General features: G+C 70.9%; 16 protein-coding genes and 1 pseudogene. 8 read left to right on the forward strand and 9 right to left on the reverse strand.

Going from position 1 to position 18,271, the window contains the following annotated elements; all coding sequences use genetic code 11:
* From GTW43_RS05205 to GTW43_RS05225, 5 genes and pseudogenes are all read left to right on the forward strand, one after another.
* A pseudogene (locus GTW43_RS05205) lies at window positions 1-245 on the forward strand (hypothetical protein); the annotation flags it as partial.
* Window positions 246-258: 13 nt separating this feature from the next.
* A complete protein-coding gene (locus tag GTW43_RS05210; RefSeq protein WP_161300429.1) occupies window positions 259-456 on the forward strand; it encodes a hypothetical protein in 198 nt (65 codons plus the stop codon).
* A 99-nt stretch (window positions 457-555) separates the two neighbouring features.
* Window positions 556-960: a BlaI/MecI/CopY family transcriptional regulator gene (locus GTW43_RS05215; RefSeq protein ID WP_161300430.1), complete on the forward strand. Its 405-nt coding sequence runs from the start codon at window positions 556-558 to the stop codon at window positions 958-960.
* 10 nt (window positions 961-970) lie between these two features.
* The gene (locus tag GTW43_RS05220; RefSeq protein WP_161300431.1) at window positions 971-1,531 is read left to right on the forward strand and encodes an amino-acid N-acetyltransferase; all 561 of its coding nucleotides are present in this window, start codon (window positions 971-973) and stop codon (window positions 1,529-1,531) included.
* Window positions 1,532-1,782: 251 nt separating this feature from the next.
* Window positions 1,783-2,121, forward strand: a complete 339-nt coding sequence (locus GTW43_RS05225) for an Lsr2 family protein (RefSeq protein ID WP_161300432.1) — start codon at window positions 1,783-1,785, stop codon at window positions 2,119-2,121.
* Here GTW43_RS05225 and GTW43_RS05230 read toward each other — a convergent pair.
* Complete coding sequence (locus GTW43_RS05230) at window positions 2,100-2,720, reverse strand: SCO3374 family protein (RefSeq protein ID WP_161300433.1); 621 nt, start codon at window positions 2,718-2,720, stop codon at window positions 2,100-2,102. The two genes, GTW43_RS05225 and GTW43_RS05230, sit on opposite strands and share 22 nt — an antisense overlap.
* Window positions 2,721-3,150: 430 nt before the next feature.
* On the opposite strand from GTW43_RS05230, the gene GTW43_RS05235 reads away from it, so the two are divergent.
* Window positions 3,151-5,676, forward strand: a complete 2,526-nt coding sequence (locus GTW43_RS05235) for an ATP-dependent Clp protease ATP-binding subunit (protein ID WP_161300434.1) — start codon at window positions 3,151-3,153, stop codon at window positions 5,674-5,676.
* A gap of 91 nt (window positions 5,677-5,767) precedes the next feature.
* On the opposite strand, the gene GTW43_RS05240 is transcribed toward GTW43_RS05235, so the two are convergent.
* Together GTW43_RS05240 and GTW43_RS05245 are read right to left on the reverse strand one after the other, a co-directional pair.
* Window positions 5,768-6,367, reverse strand: a complete 600-nt coding sequence (locus tag GTW43_RS05240) for an HAD family acid phosphatase (protein ID WP_161300435.1) — start codon at window positions 6,365-6,367, stop codon at window positions 5,768-5,770.
* A gap of 87 nt (window positions 6,368-6,454) precedes the next feature.
* Window positions 6,455-9,556: an NACHT domain-containing protein gene (locus GTW43_RS05245; protein WP_161300436.1), complete on the reverse strand. Its 3,102-nt coding sequence runs from the start codon at window positions 9,554-9,556 to the stop codon at window positions 6,455-6,457.
* 602 nt (window positions 9,557-10,158) lie between these two features.
* Between GTW43_RS05245 and GTW43_RS05250 the strand changes: the two genes are divergently transcribed.
* Window positions 10,159-10,836, forward strand: a complete 678-nt coding sequence (locus GTW43_RS05250) for a M23 family metallopeptidase (protein ID WP_161300441.1) — start codon at window positions 10,159-10,161, stop codon at window positions 10,834-10,836.
* A gap of 14 nt (window positions 10,837-10,850) precedes the next feature.
* Here GTW43_RS05250 and GTW43_RS05255 read toward each other — a convergent pair whose 3' ends face one another.
* Window positions 10,851-11,432: a TetR/AcrR family transcriptional regulator gene (locus GTW43_RS05255; RefSeq protein ID WP_161300437.1), complete on the reverse strand. Its 582-nt coding sequence runs from the start codon at window positions 11,430-11,432 to the stop codon at window positions 10,851-10,853.
* A 144-nt stretch (window positions 11,433-11,576) separates the two neighbouring features.
* Here GTW43_RS05255 and GTW43_RS05260 point away from each other — a divergent pair, with 144 nt between their 5' ends.
* The gene (locus GTW43_RS05260; RefSeq protein WP_161300438.1) at window positions 11,577-13,163 is read left to right on the forward strand and encodes an MDR family MFS transporter; all 1,587 of its coding nucleotides are present in this window, start codon (window positions 11,577-11,579) and stop codon (window positions 13,161-13,163) included.
* 525 nt (window positions 13,164-13,688) lie between these two features.
* Here the strand turns inward: GTW43_RS05260 and cseC are convergent.
* The 5 genes from cseC to GTW43_RS05285 all read right to left on the reverse strand — a co-directional run bounded on the left by cseC (window position 13,689) and on the right by GTW43_RS05285 (window position 18,194).
* Complete coding sequence (gene cseC / locus GTW43_RS05265) at window positions 13,689-15,053, reverse strand: two-component system sensor histidine kinase CseC (protein WP_161300439.1); 1,365 nt, start codon at window positions 15,051-15,053, stop codon at window positions 13,689-13,691.
* A gap of 26 nt (window positions 15,054-15,079) precedes the next feature.
* Window positions 15,080-15,808 carry a two-component system response regulator CseB gene (gene cseB / locus GTW43_RS05270; protein ID WP_161300442.1) on the reverse strand — a complete coding sequence of 243 codons (729 nt, stop codon included), beginning with the start codon at window positions 15,806-15,808 and terminating at the stop codon, window positions 15,080-15,082.
* A gap of 23 nt (window positions 15,809-15,831) precedes the next feature.
* The gene (locus GTW43_RS05275) at window positions 15,832-16,458 is read right to left on the reverse strand and encodes a hypothetical protein (RefSeq protein WP_343245910.1); all 627 of its coding nucleotides are present in this window, start codon (window positions 16,456-16,458) and stop codon (window positions 15,832-15,834) included.
* Window positions 16,459-16,517: 59 nt separating this feature from the next.
* Window positions 16,518-17,060 (reverse strand): SigE family RNA polymerase sigma factor, encoded by a 543-nt coding sequence (locus GTW43_RS05280; protein WP_161300440.1) that lies wholly within the window; start codon window positions 17,058-17,060, stop codon window positions 16,518-16,520.
* Between the two features lie 177 nt (window positions 17,061-17,237).
* The gene (locus tag GTW43_RS05285) at window positions 17,238-18,194 is read right to left on the reverse strand and encodes an A/G-specific adenine glycosylase (RefSeq protein WP_237536418.1); all 957 of its coding nucleotides are present in this window, start codon (window positions 18,192-18,194) and stop codon (window positions 17,238-17,240) included.
* Window positions 18,195-18,271: the final 77 nt, after the last annotated feature.

Raw genomic sequence — 18,271 nt, forward strand, 5'->3', positions numbered from 1 at the left:
GCTGCCGCGCCCTCGCCGAGCAGGGCGTGCGCGACCGGCTGGAGGCGCGGCACCGCCCGCGCGTGCCCGCCTCCCGCGCGCGGCTGCTCGCACTGCCCGGCGGCCGCTCGGCCGCGGACAAGGAGCCGGCCAAGCCCAAGCCGGCCACACCGCCGCGCCCGGTGCCCACACCGTCCGAGGCGTTCCCGCCCAAGCGACGCCCGCAACAGCCCCCGGCCCCGTCTCAACGGCTCGTCGCGGGCTAGCTACTCTGGGGGCATGGACTACGTCTCCGCGCTCGTGCCCCCGGTCGTGATGGCCGCGTTCTTCATCGCCCTCATCATGGTGATCGTGAAGACGCAGGGCGGCGACAAGAAGGCCAAGGAGGACGCGGCCGTGGACGCCGCCCTCGCGCGCGTGGAGGCCGCCTCCGCACGCCAGAGCGACCCGGCGTCGCGGGACGGCAGCAGCAGCTGACACAAGGGGTGCCCCGAGGGGCACCCCTTTTCGTGGCCTCTGCGGTCACCCGCCATGTCTGCGGGGTTATTCCGTTCTTCGCCCACTATTGTGCTGTTCGTGCCGCGCCCCCTGGGAGAACTCGAAGACGCAGTGATGACGCGGGTGTGGAAGTGGAACCGCCCGGTGACTGTGCGAGAAGTGCTGGAGGACCTCCAGCAGGAACGGTCCATCGCGTACACGACCGTCATGACCGTTTTGGACAATCTCCACCAGAAGGGCTGGGTGCGCCGCGAAGCGGAAGGCCGGGCCTATCGATATGAGGCGGTCTCCACCCGCGCCGCGTACTCCGCCGCGCTGATGAACGAGGCATGGGCCCGCAGCGACAACCCCGCCGCCGCCCTCGTCGCCTTCTTCGGCATGATGTCCGAGGAGCAGCGCGAAGCCCTCAGGGACGCGATGCGCATCGTTCAGCCCGAAGAGCGGCCGGGACCCGGGGAAGCGGGCGAGGAGCCCGGGCGATAGCGTCCCGCACATGGCACGAGAGCTCCCCGAAGTCGAGACAGGCATCGATTCGGCCGCTAATGCGGTCACGGTACGCAGGGCCAGGACGGCCGATGTGCCGGCGGTGCGCCGACTGCTCGACGCCTACAGCCGACAGGGGATCCTGCTCGACAAAGCCACCGTCACGCTTTACGAGGACATCCAGGAGTTCTGGGTCGCGGAACGGGACGACAACGCCGAGGTGGTCGGCTGCGGCGCCCTCCACGTCATGTGGGAAGACCTGGCGGAAGTCCGCACCCTCGCGGTGAATCCTCAGGTCAAGGGCGCCGGGGTGGGCCACCAGGTGCTCGGCAAGCTGCTGCAGACCGCCCGCTGGATCGGTGTTCGCCGCGTTTTCTGTCTCACCTTCGAAGTCGAGTTCTTCGCGAAGCACGGCTTCGTGGAGATCGGCGAGACGCCCGTCGATACCGTTGACACCGATGTCTACAGCGAGCTGCTGCGTTCCTATGACGAGGGCGTCGCGGAGTTCCTCGGTCTCGAACGAGTGAAACCCAACACCCTGGGCAACAGCCGGATGCTTCTGCATCTGTGATCGTCGCTGTTCGGTATTCCGCCGGGTCGTGGCCGCCGGTTCCCTATGTCCGAAACGCGCATGTTCCCGCTCCCGCTGGGCAGCGTTCAACTCGGGGATCTCTCCCGGATCTCAGCCGGGGGTTTGTGTTTTTCGGGCAAAAGCGGTTTGCTTTCCGGCGTACTGCATAGTGCATATAACAAGGGGACGGCGATACAGCGGCCGCGGTCGCAGGGGGGCCGGCCCTTCGGATATCGATGAAAGGAAATCCGGTGGCACAGAAGGTTCAGGTCCTTCTTGTCGATGACCTCGACGGCGGCGAGGCGGACGAGACCGTGACGTTCGCGCTCGACGGCAAGACCTACGAGATCGACCTCACCACCGCCAACGCGGACAAGCTCCGCGGCCTGCTCGACCCGTACCTCAAGGGCGGCCGCCGCACCGGTGGCCGTGCCGCGGGCGGCCGGGGCAAGGCGCGCGCCGCGTCCGCCGGAGGCAACCAGGACACCGCGGCCATCCGCGCCTGGGCCAAGGAGAACGGCCACGACGTCAACGACCGCGGCCGCGTCCCCCAGAAGGTCCGCGAGGCCTACGAGAAGGCCAACGGCTGAGCCGTCGGACTCGCGCAGGCGCGGCGCAGCCGGACCCGGTGGCAGTACGTCGCCGCCGTGTCCACGAGCCGTACGAGATCGGGGGCGCCCCCACCGCCCCCCACGGCGGACCCGGCCGAGCAGGCGGCCAGGCTCGTCAGCGCGGCCAGCACCGGCTCCGTACCGGGCCCGGGGGGCCGCAGCCACGTCGCGGCCTCCTGAGGGCCGGACCAGCCGGGCGGCGCCGGCGCCGCGATGAACCCGTCCGCCCCGTGGGCGACGAGGTCCAGCGGCAGCGTTCCCCACTCGAGCCAGTCGAGGAGCCCCGGCAGCTCCTCCGTGGCGCCCGCGGCGACCAGCAGTTGCATCGACGCCCCGTGCAGGGCCACCGGCGTGCGGGGATCGAGCCGGCGCAGCATGGCGAAGCCGGCATCGGCCGGCACCTCCAGGGCGTCGAACCGCAGTCCCGTGCGCAGCCGCACCCCGTCGGGCCCGGCCGTCGCCGCCCAGCCGAGCTCGTCCTCGTACCACTGCCGGACCCGGTCCTGCCGCTCCCGCCGGTCGTCGCGCGGGAGCGGGCGGCGCGGGGCGGGGACCGTGGGGCGCGGGGGGAGAGCCATGACAGGAGCAACCGTCCGGAGCTGTCGCGGGTTACGCACCGTGGCCTGTCGAGCGCGCAGAGTGGCCGGAACGGGGCGCTCGGGGCGCGCCGGGTGGCGCAAGGGTGTTCGCCCGTAGCTGAGGGAACCGGCGCGCGCTGCATGGAGTGTCAGTCCCTGCGGGTAAGACATCCCTAGTGGGAGGGCCGACACGAACGGGTCGGGCGTCTCGCGTTCGCCATCGGCGTAGTGATGGTGTGGGTATCTGCCTGGCCTGCGGGAACATCGTCTCGCACCATCGGGTTGGAGCAGATGTCGGCGTTCGGGGCAGGAGGCCATGAACGGGTGTCGGCAGTTGGAATGAGCGGTCCCCGCTTGCGGGACTAAGCTGCGGAAGGACAGGGAGGGGACAGCCCCCTTACTGCCTGACCGCTCTGAGGAGCGATTAACGATGTTCGAGAGGTTCACCGACCGCGCGCGGCGGGTTGTCGTCCTGGCTCAGGAAGAAGCCCGGATGCTCAACCACAACTACATCGGCACCGAGCACATCCTCCTGGGCCTGATCCACGAGGGTGAGGGTGTCGCCGCTAAGGCCCTGGAGAGCCTCGGGATTTCGCTCGAGGCGGTCCGCCAGCAGGTGGAGGAGATCATCGGCCAGGGCCAGCAGGCCCCGTCCGGGCACATCCCCTTCACCCCCCGTGCCAAGAAGGTCCTGGAGCTGTCGCTCCGCGAGGCCCTTCAGCTGGGCCACAACTACATCGGCACGGAGCACATCCTGCTCGGCCTGATCCGCGAGGGCGAGGGCGTCGCCGCCCAGGTCCTGGTCAAGCTGGGCGCAGACCTCAACCGGGTGCGACAGCAGGTCATCCAGCTGCTCTCCGGCTACCAGGGCAAGGAGACCGCCACCGCCGGCGGCCCTGCCGAGGGCACGCCCTCGACGTCCCTGGTCCTCGACCAGTTCGGCCGCAACCTGACGCAGGCCGCTCGCGAGTCCAAGCTCGACCCGGTCATCGGGCGCGAGAAGGAGATCGAGCGCGTCATGCAGGTCCTGTCGCGCCGTACCAAGAACAACCCGGTCCTGATCGGTGAGCCCGGCGTCGGCAAGACCGCCGTCGTCGAGGGCCTCGCCCAGGCCATCGTCAAGGGCGAGGTGCCCGAGACCCTCAAGGACAAGCACCTCTACACCCTCGACCTCGGCGCGCTCGTCGCCGGCTCCCGCTACCGCGGTGACTTCGAGGAGCGCCTGAAGAAGGTCCTCAAGGAGATCCGCACCCGCGGCGACATCATCCTGTTCATCGACGAGCTGCACACGCTGGTCGGTGCGGGTGCCGCCGAGGGCGCCATCGACGCCGCGTCGATCCTCAAGCCGATGCTGGCCCGTGGTGAGCTCCAGACGATCGGTGCCACGACGCTCGACGAGTACCGCAAGCACCTGGAGAAGGACGCCGCGCTCGAGCGCCGCTTCCAGCCCATCCAGGTCGCGGAGCCGTCGCTGCCGCACACCATCGAGATCCTCAAGGGTCTGCGCGACCGCTACGAGGCCCACCACCGCGTCTCCATCACGGACGAGGCCCTCGTGCAGGCCGCGACGCTGGCCGACCGGTACATCTCGGACCGTTTCCTGCCGGACAAGGCGATCGACCTGATCGACGAGGCCGGCTCCCGGATGCGCATCCGCCGGATGACCGCGCCGCCGGACCTCCGCGAGTTCGACGAGAAGATCGCGGGCGTGCGCCGCGACAAGGAGTCGGCCATCGACTCCCAGGACTTCGAGAAGGCAGCCTCTCTGCGCGACAAGGAGAAGCAGCTGCTCGCCGCGAAGGCCAAGCGCGAGAAGGAGTGGAAGGCCGGCGACATGGACGTCGTCGCCGAGGTCGACGGCGAGCTCATCGCCGAGGTCCTCGCGACCGCGACCGGCATCCCCGTCTTCAAGCTGACCGAGGAGGAGTCCTCGCGCCTGCTGCGCATGGAGGACGAGCTCCACAAGCGCGTCATCGGCCAGAAGGACGCCGTCAAGGCGCTCTCGAAGGCGATCCGCCGTACGCGTGCCGGTCTGAAGGACCCGAAGCGCCCCGGTGGCTCGTTCATCTTCGCCGGCCCGTCCGGTGTCGGTAAGACCGAGCTGTCCAAGGCGCTCGCCGAGTTCCTCTTCGGCGACGAGGACGCGCTGATCTCCCTCGACATGTCGGAGTTCAGCGAGAAGCACACGGTCTCGCGTCTCTTCGGCTCGCCCCCCGGCTACGTGGGCTACGAGGAGGGCGGCCAGCTCACCGAGAAGGTGCGCCGCAAGCCGTTCTCCGTCGTCCTCTTCGACGAGGTCGAGAAGGCCCACCCGGACATCTTCAACTCGCTGCTCCAGATCCTGGAGGACGGTCGCCTGACCGACTCCCAGGGCCGCGTCGTGGACTTCAAGAACACGGTCATCATCATGACGACCAACCTTGGAACCCGTGACATCTCTAAGGGCTTCAACCTGGGCTTCGCGGCCCAGGGCGACACGAAGACCAACTACGAGCGCATGAAGAACAAGGTCTCGGACGAGCTCAAGCAGCACTTCCGCCCCGAGTTCCTCAACCGCGTGGACGACGTCGTCGTCTTCCCGCAGCTGACGCAGGAGGACATCCTCGCGATCGTCGACCTGATGATCGGCAAGGTGGACGAGCGTCTGCGGGACCGGGACATGGGCATCGAGCTCTCCCAGTCCGCCAAGGAGCTCCTCTCCAAGAAGGGCTACGACCCGGTGCTCGGCGCGCGTCCGCTGCGTCGCACGATCCAGCGCGAGGTCGAGGACACCCTCTCGGAGAAGATCCTCTTCGGCGAGCTGCGTCCCGGCCACATCGTGGTCGTCGACACGGAGGGCGAGGGCGAGAACAAGACCTTCACCTTCCGCGGCGAGGAGAAGTCGGCCCTGCCCGACGTCCCGCCGATCGAGCAGGCGGCCGGCGGTGCCGGACCGAACCTGAGCAAGGAGGCGTAAGCCTCCGGCCCTCAGCGGGTCATGACGTGAGGGGCCGGTGCTCTTGATGAGCACCGGCCCCTCACGTGTGTCTGCCGTGTCTGCCGTGCTGTTACGAGAGCTGCCCGTCGTAGTCGGGGAGCTTGTACGCGCGCTCGGCGTGACCGCCGCTCAGGTCGGTGGTGTTGTTCCCGACGTTCGCGATGATCGTGTAGCCCTTCGACTCGATGTCGGCGCGCTGCGCGGTCTTGTAGTCGGCGACGTCCTTGAACAGGTCGACGAGGTTGCGCACCCGCAGACCGTCGACCCGGTACCCGACGTGCTTCAGGTTGTACTCCGTGACGCCCTTGATGATCCCGGGGCGCGCCGTCACGAAGAACAGGGCGACGCCGTGGTCCTGGGCGTACTCGGCGAGGGCGAGGACCGGCTTGTTCGCGGGCGCGGGGTAGTGGAAGCCGAAGTCCGACTCCAGGGTGGTGTTGTCGATGTCGAACACCATGGCCTGCTTCTCGCCGGGCCGGGGGTGCGCGATGCGCTGCTTCAGGTACGGCATGGCCTGGTCGGCGACGGCCTGGCAGTCGCGCTGCCAGGTGGCGTAGTCGACGTCGTCGCCGGTGGCGGCCTGGGCCGGCATCGCCAGGGTGAGCACGGCGGTCGCCGAGATGCCGGCGACGGCGACGCGACGGGTCCAGGTGGAGTGCGGGGGCGTCATGGTGCGGGGGGTCCTCTCACGTCCGGTCACGCGGAAGTTGTCGCGTGCATGCTTGTCGGCGAGGGTGGCGCGAGAGGAACCGTAGGGTTACCGATTGGTAGTGTCCAGGGTTTCGACGTACCTGGGGGCGACCTTCACGTTGATGCGGGCGGGGAGGGTGTCCGCGTGGACGATCTTGCGGGCGCGATCGAGGGTGATCTGCCTCAGGCCGGCGAGGTCGCCCAGGCCGGCGAGGTCGATCCAGCCGGCGTCGAACACGAACAGGTCCTCCAGTGCAGGAAATGCCGGGAGCAGCATCCGGGCGTCTATGCATGTGTCCGGGCTGGGGCCACGCAGGTTGACGTGGGTGACGTTCTCCAGAACGGTTCCGGAAGCGGCGAGAGACCCGAGTTCGTACACGCTGAGAACCAGGTGTCGGAGGCGCGGAAGCCTGCTCAGACCCGCCCAGTCCTGCGGGGTGAACGAGTTGTCCGTATGGAGCGCAAGGATCTCCACGGTAGGGAAGTCGGGCAGGGCGGAGAGACTCTGAAGGTTCGTTGGGACCGACAGATAGGTCAGCGGCGCCTCGCGGGGAACGTCGTCCAGGGCACTCTCCGCCGTGACGGGCCACATGCTGAGCCACTGCAACGCCGTCAGGCTGCGAAGGGCGTGGAGCTCCTCCGGAGGGACGTCCGGGATCATGAGCGCGGTCAGCGGGAGATTCGTCAGCGGCGCGAGCGAGGAGATGTTCGGGCAGTCGTGGAAGGTCAGGTCTCGCAGATCGGCGAAGTCCCGGACGAAACCGATGTCGTCCAGCGCCGAGTTTCCCGCGATCCTCAGTCGCGTGAGGGGCCAGCGGCCCAGGCCCCCGGCGAGCTCGGTGGCAGTGAAGTTCCCGACCACATCCAGGTTGTCGTGTCCTCCCAGGGACTGAAGGAGCGTCAATTCCTGTGCGGAGTGAACCGAGATGGATGTCCTGGGCCGGGAGCGGAGGCCGTCGATGATTTCCCGGCCATAGGTGTCCGTGTCGAACTTGTCCCAGAACTGGCCGAGCTGGACGCTGATTCCCTCCCCGTCGAATTCCCGGTACTCCCGTACACGGGCCAGCGCGGCGTCGCCGCCGATGATCCCGGCAGTCTGAAGCACGTACTGGCCGAAGGCCGGATCGGAAAGGTCGTCCGGCCCGGGGAGCAGCCCCAGGACGATGGGGCCGACCTCCGCGAGGGCGCGCGCCTCGTAGAAGTCCCGCGGCGGGATCAAGCGCCCCGCCCGCTCCTCCACCTCCGCCCGCACCGCCGGATCCAGCTTCGCCGCGTGTTCGAGGCAGGCCGTGGCCAGGAGGTGGAGGCGGGTGCGGTGGTCGGGTTCCTGGTCGCCGCGGGTGACGAGGCCGCGCAGGAGCCGGGCCCGTTCGTCGGGGCGGGCGTGGGCGACGGCCATGCGCAGGACGTCTTCCCACTGGTCGAGGTGGGCGTGCCGCAGCAGGAGGTCGAAGTCCCGCTCCTCGACGGCGGCGCGGGCCCCGAGGTAGTCCTGGAAGGTGCGGTGGACGAAGTCGAGGGCCCCGGCGGCCGGTTCCCGGAGCAGCCCGGACCGGGTCAGCAGGTGCCGCAGGACGGCCTCCGCGTCGCCCTGCCCGGCGACGTACGGCATCGCGGGCAGCAGCCGGTCGAGGACGGCGAGGGCGTCGGCCCGGTCGAGCTCGGAGCGGCCGTTGCGGATGAGCCAGTACGCGAGGCGCTGCAGGAGCTCGGTCTGGGACTCCTCGTCGAGGTCGAGCCCGGCCCCGGGCATGTCCCGCTCCCGGTCGCGGCGTTCGAGGAGCATGGAAAGGGCGGCGTCGTAGAGGGCCTTGCGGCCGCGGGGCAGGGAGCCGCGCCGCTCGCGGTGCAGGGCGCAGACGAGGGCGCACATGAGGGGGTTGGTGGCGAGGGCGCCGAGGTCCTGCTGGGTGCGCAGGGCGTCGAGGAGCGCGGCGGCGCCGCCGGGTTCGGCGCCGGCGGCCTCGTGCCAGCGTTCGACGAACACGGCGATGTCGTCGCGGCTCATCCGGGCCAGCGTCAGCTCGGTGAAGTCCTCGGCGCCGAGCCAGTCCTGCCGTACGGCGGAGGGGCGGGAGGTGACGAGGCAGAGGTTGTCGGGGTAGGCGGCGAGGAGGTCGGTGAGCCAGGTGCGGGCGCGGGCCCGTTCCCGCTCGGGCACCTCGTCCAGGCCGTCGACCAGGAGCAGCGCGCGCCCGGCGGCGAGCACCCGGTCCGCCCAGCGCGGCGGCTGGGCCCCGGCGAGCGGTGATCCGACGGCGCCGAGGAAGTCGGCGGGCGCGGGCAGCTCGGCCCCGCGCCGGGTCAGGGTGCGCAGCGGAAGGACGAAGGGGACCCGGCCGACGAGGTGGGCGAGGGTCCCGGTGAGCTCGCGCTGCCGGGCCGTGGTGACCGCCAGCCACTGGACGAGCGTGGTCTTTCCGGACCCGGCGTTGCCGCGGAGCAGGACGCGGGCGTGCCCGGCGAGGGCCTGTTCGACGGGCTGGGCGCGCGGCAGGGGCGCCGCCAGGCCGAACTCGTCGGGGTGCTCGGGGCCGCCGGTGGCCTGCAGGCTCAGGTACGCGGTGTCGAGGGGCCACTCGTGGTCGGCGCTGAGGTCGACGCCGTAGATGGTGAGGCGGCTGTGCTTGCCGGCCACGTACCGCGCGTACCGCTCCTCGAAGCCGGCGTCCTCCGCGGCCTGCGCGGGGATGCGCTCGACGAGGAGGCCGGTGGTCTCGGTCAGCCGGTGCAGCCGGCGGCTCTGCTCTACGAGGGTGCGGGCGACGAAGGGGGAGCGCTGGGTGAAGAAGTGCAGGACGTTGACGCAGGCCGCGTCCAAGAGCTGCTCGTAGAGAGCGGTGCTGTCGGCGCTCAGGTCGCGCAGGGCGAGCGGTCCGCCCACCTCCGCGCGTAGCCGCGCGGCTAGCGCACCGTGGCCTAGGCCGACGGCCTGTACGTCGTCCATGTCGAGGTCGCCGAGTGCACTCAGGGTGGTCGTCAGGACGTCGGCGACCGCCTCGCGCTCGGTCCCGGGGGCCCGGGATTCCGTCTCCTGGACCAGCTTCCGTACGAGGCGGTGCAGCTCTTTTGGCCCCAGGGTCTGCCGCTCCCCCCGGAAGCTGACGAGGGCGGAGACGCGGACAGGCCGGTCGGCGAGGGCCGCGCCCGGTCCTGGCTGCGCGAACATCTTGCGAATGAGAGGGGACAGGACGCTTGACGCGACGCGTACCCCCACCGTTCCCGGATCGACCATGAACCGAGCGTAGGGGCATCGCGCCGGACGGACAGGGGAGTTGAGAGAGGCCGTGGCGCTCCGCCGTGTAGCCCCCGTCACAACCGCACGGGACTCGATCTTGGGGCCCGGTGACATGCCGCACAGGCGTTTTGTCCGGTACTAGGGGAAATAGTGGATCGGGCGGGCGGCCGGAGTGAAGTGGGGCACGCTGCGAGTTCGGTTGATTTGTCCGATTTAAGTGTGGGGTGGGGTGCGGGGCCGTCCGGGCCCGTGCCGCACGGCCGTGAAGTGGGGGTAAACCCGCGATCGCGGGATAAATCCGGCACGGAGCGAATCGGGCGCCCCGGGCGTCAAGGGGTATTCCGTCCCGGGTGCCGGTACGAGGTTTCGTAGTAGATGAGGCTTTTGGGCGCGCCGGGGGGTCGGGGTTACCAAGGGATGGCCGACCCGGCGACACGAGGACGTGTGCCGGGTCCCTCCATGCCCGCCGGGTCCGTCCCGGTCCGGTGGGCGGCAGGACCCGAATGTCCCCGAAGCTCGAAGAGGTCTCCCGCATGTCGCAGCGCACCACGTCCCTCCGTCCCGGCTCGTCGATCCTCCGCAAGCGCGCCGCTGTCGTGGCCGCCGGTTTCGGAGTGTCCGCCGTGCTGGGCACCGGGGTCGCGCTCGCCGCCGGCACGCCCCAGGCCGGCGGTGTCCCCGAGGTCTCCGCCTCCGGCGTCAAGGCCCAGGCCGCCGCTCAGGCCAAGGCCGCCTCCAGCGCGAAGGCCAAGGCCGCCGCCGTGAAGAAGGCCGCCGCCAAGAAGGCCGTCTCCTGGATCGACCCGGTCAGCCAGTACAAGCTCTCCGCCGGCTACGCCCAGGGCGGCAGCATGTGGTCCACCGGCAAGCACTCCGGCCAGGACTTCGCCGTGCCGATCGGCACCAACGTCAAGGCCGTCCACGGCGGCACCGTCGTCAAGACCGGCGGCAACGGCGCCGGTGACGGCCCGGCGTACGGCAACGCCATCGTGATCAAGCACGGCAACGGCACGTACTCCCAGTATGCCCACCTGTCGCGGATCGACGTCCACGTCGGTCAGCACGTCTCCACGGGCCAGCACATCGCCAAGTCCGGCAACACCGGAAACTCGAGCGGCCCGCACCTGCACTTCGAGATCCGCACCACGCCGAACTACGGCTCGGCCGTGAACCCCGTCGCGTTCCTCAACAAGATGGGCGTGCGCGTCTGACGTGAGCTCCCGGCCTACTTCTGGTGGGCCTGGGTGATGAGGTCCCTGGCGACCTCGAGGATGGCCCTGCGCTTCTCCTCGGGGTCGCCTTCGGCGTCCCGCAGCAGGAACATCCCCGCGTGCATCGAGAAGACCGCGCTGAAGCAGCGCACCCGCTCGGTCAGGGCGGCGTCGTCGGGCTGCAGGTGCGTGAGCAGGTCCTGCATCCGCTCCTTGAAGTTCGCGCCGATGCTCAGCTCGCGCATCGTCGCCTGGTTCTCCTGCATGAAGCGGAACAGCGGCGCGGCGTCGGCCAGCGCCGAGCTGTAGCGCTCGAGGATCTCGTGCTTCGTCTCCAGGGTCCTGGGCTGCTGCGCGGCCCAGGCGATCAGCTCGTCGATCGGTGCCATCAGGTCCGTGAACAGGCTGACGACGATGTCTTCCTTGGTCTTGAAGTGGTAGTACAGCGCGGCCTTCGTGACGCCGAGGCGCTCGGAGATCTCCCGCAGGGACGTCTTCTCGTATCCCTGCTCGGCGAAGAGCTCGAGGGCCACGTCCTGGATGCGCTGGCGGGTGTTCCCGCGGCGCTGCGGCTTGCTGCTGGTGCCCGTGACCATCGACGACTGCCTCTCGTACCCCTTGGGAGAAAACTTACTTGACGCCCGGCTAGTTGACGTTCTACGTTCCCATTGTAAGCAACTAGCCGGGCGGCAAGTAAGTCCCGGTCTCTCGTCAGAAGGTACTCCGGGGGAGTGGGGATCATGGCAGAAGCAGCGATACGCGACGGACAACCGACAACAGAGCAGGCGAAACAGCCGCGCAGCGTGCGCGTCGTCCTCATGGCGCTCATGATCGCCATGCTTCTCGCCATGCTCGACAACATGATCGTGGGCACCGCGATGCCGACGATCGTCGGCGAGCTCGGCGGCCTCGAGCACCTCTCCTGGGTGGTCACGGCCTACACGCTCGCCACCGCCGCCTCCACCCCGATCTGGGGCAAGGTCGGCGACATGTACGGCAGGAAGGGCGCCTTCCTGACCTCCATCGTCATCTTCCTGATCGGCTCGGCGACCAGCGGCATGGCCCAGGACATGGGTCAGCTCATCGCCTTCCGCGCGATCCAGGGCCTGGGCGCGGGCGGACTCATGGTCGGCGTCATGGCGATCATCGGTGACCTGATCCCGCCCCGGGAGCGAGGCAAGTACCAGGGCATGATGGCCGGCGTCATGGCCCTCGCCATGATCGGCGGACCGCTCGTCGGCGGCACCATCACCGACCACCTCGGCTGGCGCTGGGCCTTCTACATCAACCTGCCGATCGGCGCGGTCGCCCTCGTCATGATCACCGCCGTGCTGCACCTGCCCAAGAAGCGGTCCTCCGGGAAGATCGACTACCTCGGCGCGGCGCTGCTCACCATCGGCATCACCTCGATCGTCCTCGTCACCACCTGGGGCGGCTCCGAGTACGCGTGGAACTCCGCCGTGATCATGGAGCTGGCGGGCATCGGCGTCGCCGCCCTCGTCGGCTTCGTCTTCTCGCAGACCAGGGCCGCCGAGCCGATCATGCCGCTGCACATCTTCCGCAGCCGCAACTTCACGCTGATGTCCGTCATCGGCTTCATCACCGGCTTCGTGATGTTCGGCGCGGTCCTCTTCCTGCCGCTCTACCAGCAGTCCGTGCAGGGAGCCTCCGCGACCAACTCCGGTCTGCTGCTGCTGCCGATGCTGCTCGCGATGATGGTCGTCTCGCTGATCGCGGGCCGGGTCACCACGAACACCGGCCGCTACAAGGTCTTCCCGATCGTCGGCAGCGTCCTCATGGTCGGCGGGCTCTTCCTGCTCGCCCAGATGGACACCGACACCTCCCGCTTCACCTCGGGCCTCTACATGGCGGTGCTCGGCGCCGGCATGGGCTGTCTGATGCAGATCACGATGCTGGTCGCGCAGAACAGCGTCGAGATGAAGGACATGGGCGTCGCCTCCTCCTCCACCACGCTGTTCCGCACGCTCGGCTCGTCGTTCGGCGTCGCCATCATGGGCGCGCTGTTCAACAACCGGGTGCAGGACGTCATGCAGGAGAAGGCCGGCGCGCTCGGCGGCAAGGCCATGGAACAGTCGGCGCAGCTCGACGCTGCGAGCCTGGCGAAGCTGCCGGTGCCCGTGCGGGAGGCGTACCAGTTCGCCGTCTCGTCCGGGACGCACTCCGCGTTCCTGCTCGGGGCGGTCATCGCGGTGGGGGCGCTGGTCGCGGCGGTCTTCGTGAAGGAGGTCGCGCTGCGGGGTGCCGGACCGGACAAGGGCGGCTCCGCGCCGGAGGACGCGAAGGTCGCCGAGGCGGCCGCTTCGTAGCCGACGGCGGATCGGCCCCGGCCTTCGGCGGGGCCGACCCCTGGTGGGGGCCGGTGGTGCCGTGGGGGCGCCGCCGGCCCCCACTCGGCTGTCACGGGACGGCGGGAGACGGTCCCGGCACGGCGCGGCACGGCCGTACGGCGGCCGGAGAGCGAGCGCGGTCCTGCGGCGGCCGGAGAGCGGGCGTGGCGGCAGTCGGGCGTGCGGCGGCCGGAGAGCGTGCGTGGCGGTAGTCGGCCGTGCGGTGGCCGGAGAGCGAGCGCGGTCCTGGAGCAGTCGGAGAGCGTGCGTGGCGGCAGCCGGTCCTGCGGCAGCCGGAGAGCGAGCGCGGCGGCAGTCGGCTCTGCGGCAGCCGGAGAGCGTGCGTGGCGGCAGTCGGTCGTACGGGGGCCGGCAGTCGGCCGTACGGCAGCCGGAGAGCGTGCGTGGTCCTGCGGCCGCCGGAGAGCGGGCGTGGTCCTGCGGCGGCCGGAGAGCGAGCGTGGCGGTAGTCGGCCCTATGGCCGCCGGAGAGCGAGCGTGGTCCTACGGCAGCCGGACCATCGGGAAGCTGCCCGTGTTCGTCGGGGCGTGTTCCGGGAGCCACAGGACGGCCACCGCACCCTCGGCCGGTGCACCGTCCGCCGCGCCCGGCGCCCGTACGTTGCGGAACGTCAGCCGCGCCCCCAGGACCCGCGCCTGACCGGCGGCGATCGTCAGGCCGAGGCCGTGCCCGTGCCCGGCGCGGTCGGCGGCGCCGGTGCGGAAACGGCTCGGCCCGTCCTCGAGGAGCTCCTCCGGGAAACCCGGCCCGTGGTCGCGGACCCGGACCACCCGGCCCTCGACGCTGACCTCGATCGGCGGCCGTGCATGCTTCGCGGCGTTGGCCAGCAGGTTGAACAGGATGCGCTCCAGGCGGCGCGGGTCGGTCGTCACCTCCGACTCGTGCACCACGTCGACCCGTATCCCGTCCCCGCCGCGCGCCGCCACCCGCCGGCTGACGAACTCGCCCAGCGTGATGTCCTGCAGCTCGGCCCGCTCGGCCGCGCTGTCCAGACGGGCCACCTCCAGCACGTCCTCGACGAGCGTGCGCATCGCCTGCGCCCGGTCCTTGACCAGCTCGCTGGGCCGCCCGGCGGGCAGCAGCTCGGCCGCCGTGAGCAGGCCCGTGACCGGGGTGCGCAGCTCGTGCGCGATGTCCGCGGTGACCCGGCGCTCGGCCTCCAGGCGCTGCTTGAGCGCGTCCGCCATCGCGTCCACGGCCCGCGCCAGGTCGTCCGTCTCGTCCCGGACGACGCCGCCGATCGCGTCCCGGACGCGGACGTCGGTCTGGCCCTGCGCGACGTCCCGGGCGGCGCCCGCCGCCTTGCGCAGGCGCCGCGACATCTGGCCGCCGATGAGCACGCCGAGCGCGCTGCCGCCGAAGACGACACTGATCGCGCCGATGATCAGCGCCTGGTCGAGGTCCTTCATGACGGTGGCGCTGCGGTCGGTGAAGCGCGTGTGCACCGAGAGGAGGTCGCCGTTGCCGAGGGGGACGGCGGCCCAGATGTCCGGCACGCCGTTGGACGGCTCGGAGACGTAGGTGGCGCGGCGCCCGGACAGGGCCTTGGCGCGCAGGTCGGGAGGCAGGTCCGGGTCGTTGATCGTGAAGCCCACGGGCAGGTTGCCGCCGCGCGCCGCGTACTGGCGCTGCACGAACTGGATGCGCTCGTCCTGCACGTCGCGGGCGTTGTCGAGCATCGAGACGCGGGCCGCGTTGTGCACGACCAGGCTCAGGGCCACCGCGACGAGGGCGCCGACCAGCGCGATCGCGACGCTGATCTTCCAGCGCACCCCGGTGTGCAGACCCTGCCGGAGCCGCTGCGGCAGCAGTGCGCCCAGCCGGTCCCCGAAGGCCGTCCCCCTCATATGTGCTTCCCCATCAGCCGGGCCGGTCAGGCCTTGAGCTTGTAGCCGAAGCCGCGGACCGTCTCGATCCGGTCCTGGCCGATCTTCGTGCGCAGCCGCTGGACGTGGACGTCCACGACGCGGGTGTCGCCGCCCCAGCCGTAGTCCCAGACGCGCTCCAGGAGCTTGTCGCGGGAGAGCACGGTGCCGGGCGCCGAGGAGAACTCGAGGAGCAGCCGCATCTCGGTCGGCGTCAGACCCACCGGGTTCCCGTCGCGGCGCACCTCCATGCCCTCCGTGTCGATCTCCAGGTCGCCGAAGCGCAGGACGCCGCCGTCGGCCGCCGCGGGTTCGGCGGCGGTCCCCGTGCTCGCCGCGGCCGGGCCGCCCGCGTGCCCGAAGCGGCGCAGCACGGCCCGGATCCGGGCGACGAGCACGGCCCCGTCGAAGGGCTTCGTCACGTAGTCGTCGGCGCCCGCCTCCAGGCCGAGCACGACGTCGATCGAGTCGGCCCGCGCGGACAGCATGATCACCGGCACGGTGGACTCGTCGCGGATGCGGCGGCACAGCGAGACGCCGTCGAGGCCCGGCACCATCACGTCGAGCAGGGCGATGTCCGGCCGGTCCGCGCGGAACGCCTCCAGGCCCGCGAGCCCGTCCGGCATGGCCGTGACCGCGAAACCGTCACGCTCCAGGGCGAGCTGGGTGGCCTCGCGGATCACGTCGTCGTCCTCGACGAACAGCACGTGGGTCTGCTCCCCCTTGCGCTCGCCCATGGCACCCATGTGGTCTCCCGTCCTCATCCGTCGCCGTCCGTCGCGGCGGGGGCCGGGGAGTCCCCGCCCACGACGTGGCTGTAGTCGTTGTGGATCCGTCCGTGCTGGACGAAGCGGTCCCCGTCCCACCGGTACGTGAGGACCTCCTCGCCCGACGGAGAGGCGACCGAGTCACCCTTCTCGTACACCTGCTTGGTGACCACCAGAGCACCCCGGTCGATCTCCGCGTAGACCGGGGGCTCCTCCGCCTTGAAGACATTCTGGTACTTACCGCTCACATCGCGGTACACGTACGTGCCGATGCCGACGGCGTCACCGCACGTCATCACATTGACCACGACGTCGTTCGCGGTGCCGCCGGTCAGGACGCCGTAGCTCACGTCGACCGGGTACTCGTCCGCCACGCACGGCTTCAGATCGCGCTTGATGTCGGCGCTGACCTCGGGGTCGTGCTTCACCAGCCGCACCGCGTCGGCCGTCCCCGGCGCCGCGGACTCCGAGGCGGCCGGGCTGCCGGCCGGCTGCGACGGCACCGCCGAGACGGCCGGAGCGGTCCGGGCGGGACCCTCGTCACGGGCGCCGGTCCCCCCGGCCGAACAGCCCACGAGCAGAGCGGCGAAAAGCCCGAGGGCGGCGAACCCGGCGACCACCGGACTCCCCGCCTTCAGGATGCTGACGCTCCGAGAGGCACGTATGCCCCGGACACGACCTAGGCCGCGCAACGCTCCCGCTCCTCCCGTTCGAGCGCGCGGGCGTCCAGGTCGCGGCTCTCCAGCTCCTCGCGGAGCCGGGCGAGCGCCCGGTGCAGCGTGCTCTTCACGGTTCCGGCCGACATGCCGAGTGCGGCGGCCGTCTCCTCTGTGGACATCTGCTCCCAGTGTCGCAGCACCACGACGCTGCGCTGCTTCGGAGCCAGCACCTTCATGACGTCCATCAGCAGGGCGCGGTCGGCGTGCTGCTCGGTCGCGTCGTCGACGGGGGCCTCCGGCAGCTGCTCGGTCGGGACCTCCTCGAGCTTGCGCGCCCGCCACCACTCGGTCCGCGTGTTGATCATGACGCGGCGCAGGTAGGCGTCGGCCAGCCGCTTGTCCGCTATGCCGTCCCACCGCCCGTACGTGCGCACCAGCGCCGTCTGCAGCAGGTCCTGGGCGTCGACGGGGTCCGGCACCAGACGCCGGGCGCTGCGCAGCAGAGCGTCCTGCCGCGTCCTGACGTACTCCTCGAACTCGAGCACCTCACCGCCGTGCGCCATGATCAACCGCCTCCCGATCCCTGCCTGCTCCCCGTGTCCGCACAGGTCGTGTGCGGCTTCGGGGACGAAGCTACGGAGGCGTTGTCACGGCGTTGTCCGCGCCGCCCTGCGGCGAACGCACGGCTGTCCGTCGGTTGTGTAACGGCGCCTGTCCGCGCGGGCGGACGGCACCCGGGGTCAGCCCTGGGGCAGCCGGTACAGACCGCCGGCGAGCGGCTCGACGAGTCCGTCGTCGACCAGGCCGTCCAGGGCCCGCGCCCGCTGCACGGGCTCGTCCCAGACCCGGTCGAGGTCCGCCTGCGGTACGGGCACGAGCGCGTCCCGCAGCACCGCGAGAAGCTTGCCGCGCACCTGCCGGTCCGTGCCCGCGTACGTCTGGCCGCGCCGCGGCGGACCCTCGTGCGCGGGCTTGCCGGCCAGCCGCCACGCGCACAGCGAGGCGATCGGGCAGCGGTGGCACTCCTCGTTCTTCGCCGTGCACACCAGCGCGCCCAGCTCCATCGAGGCGGCGGCCCACTGCGCGGCGGTCGCCTCCTCCTCCGGGAGCAGGGTGCGGGCCAGCTTGCGCTCGGCGGCAGTCGTCGCGTTCGGCGGGAACTGCACGCCCGTCACGGCCCGCGCGAAGACGCGCCGCACGTTCGTGTCGAGGACCGCGTGCCGCTGCCCGTACGCGAACGAGGCGACGGCCGCGGCCGTGTACTCACCGATACCGGGCAGCGCGAGCAACTGCGCGTGCTGCGTGGGTACGTCGCCGCCGTGCCGCTCCGTTATGGCGACGGCCGCGCCGTGCAGGCGCAGGGCGCGACGGGGGTAGCCGAGGCGGCCCCACGCGCGGACGGCTTCGCCCGGGGCCTCCTTGGCGAGGTCGGCGGGGCGGGGCCAGCGGGCGAGCCACTGCTCGTACACCGGGCGCACGCGGTTCACCGGGGTCTGCTGGAGCATGAACTCGCTGACCATCACGCCCCAGGGGCCCGCGGTGTCGCGGCGCCAGGGGAGGTCGCGGGCGTGCTCGGTGAACCAGTCGATGACGGGTGCGTGGAGGTCGGCGTGGTCGGCGCGGCCGACCTGGCCGACGTGGGCGGCGTCGTCGGCGCGGCCGGCGCGGTCGGTCTGGGGGTTCGTGGGCGCAGTCATGGCACCGCCGATCCTGCCACGCGCGCCGCGTCGGGGCGGGCGCCTGGGGTGCTCCGCGCCGGGGTGACCGCCCCTTT

The organism is Streptomyces sp. SID5785, assembly GCF_009870065.1.
Classification (GTDB): Bacteria; Actinomycetota; Actinomycetes; order Streptomycetales; family Streptomycetaceae; genus Streptomyces.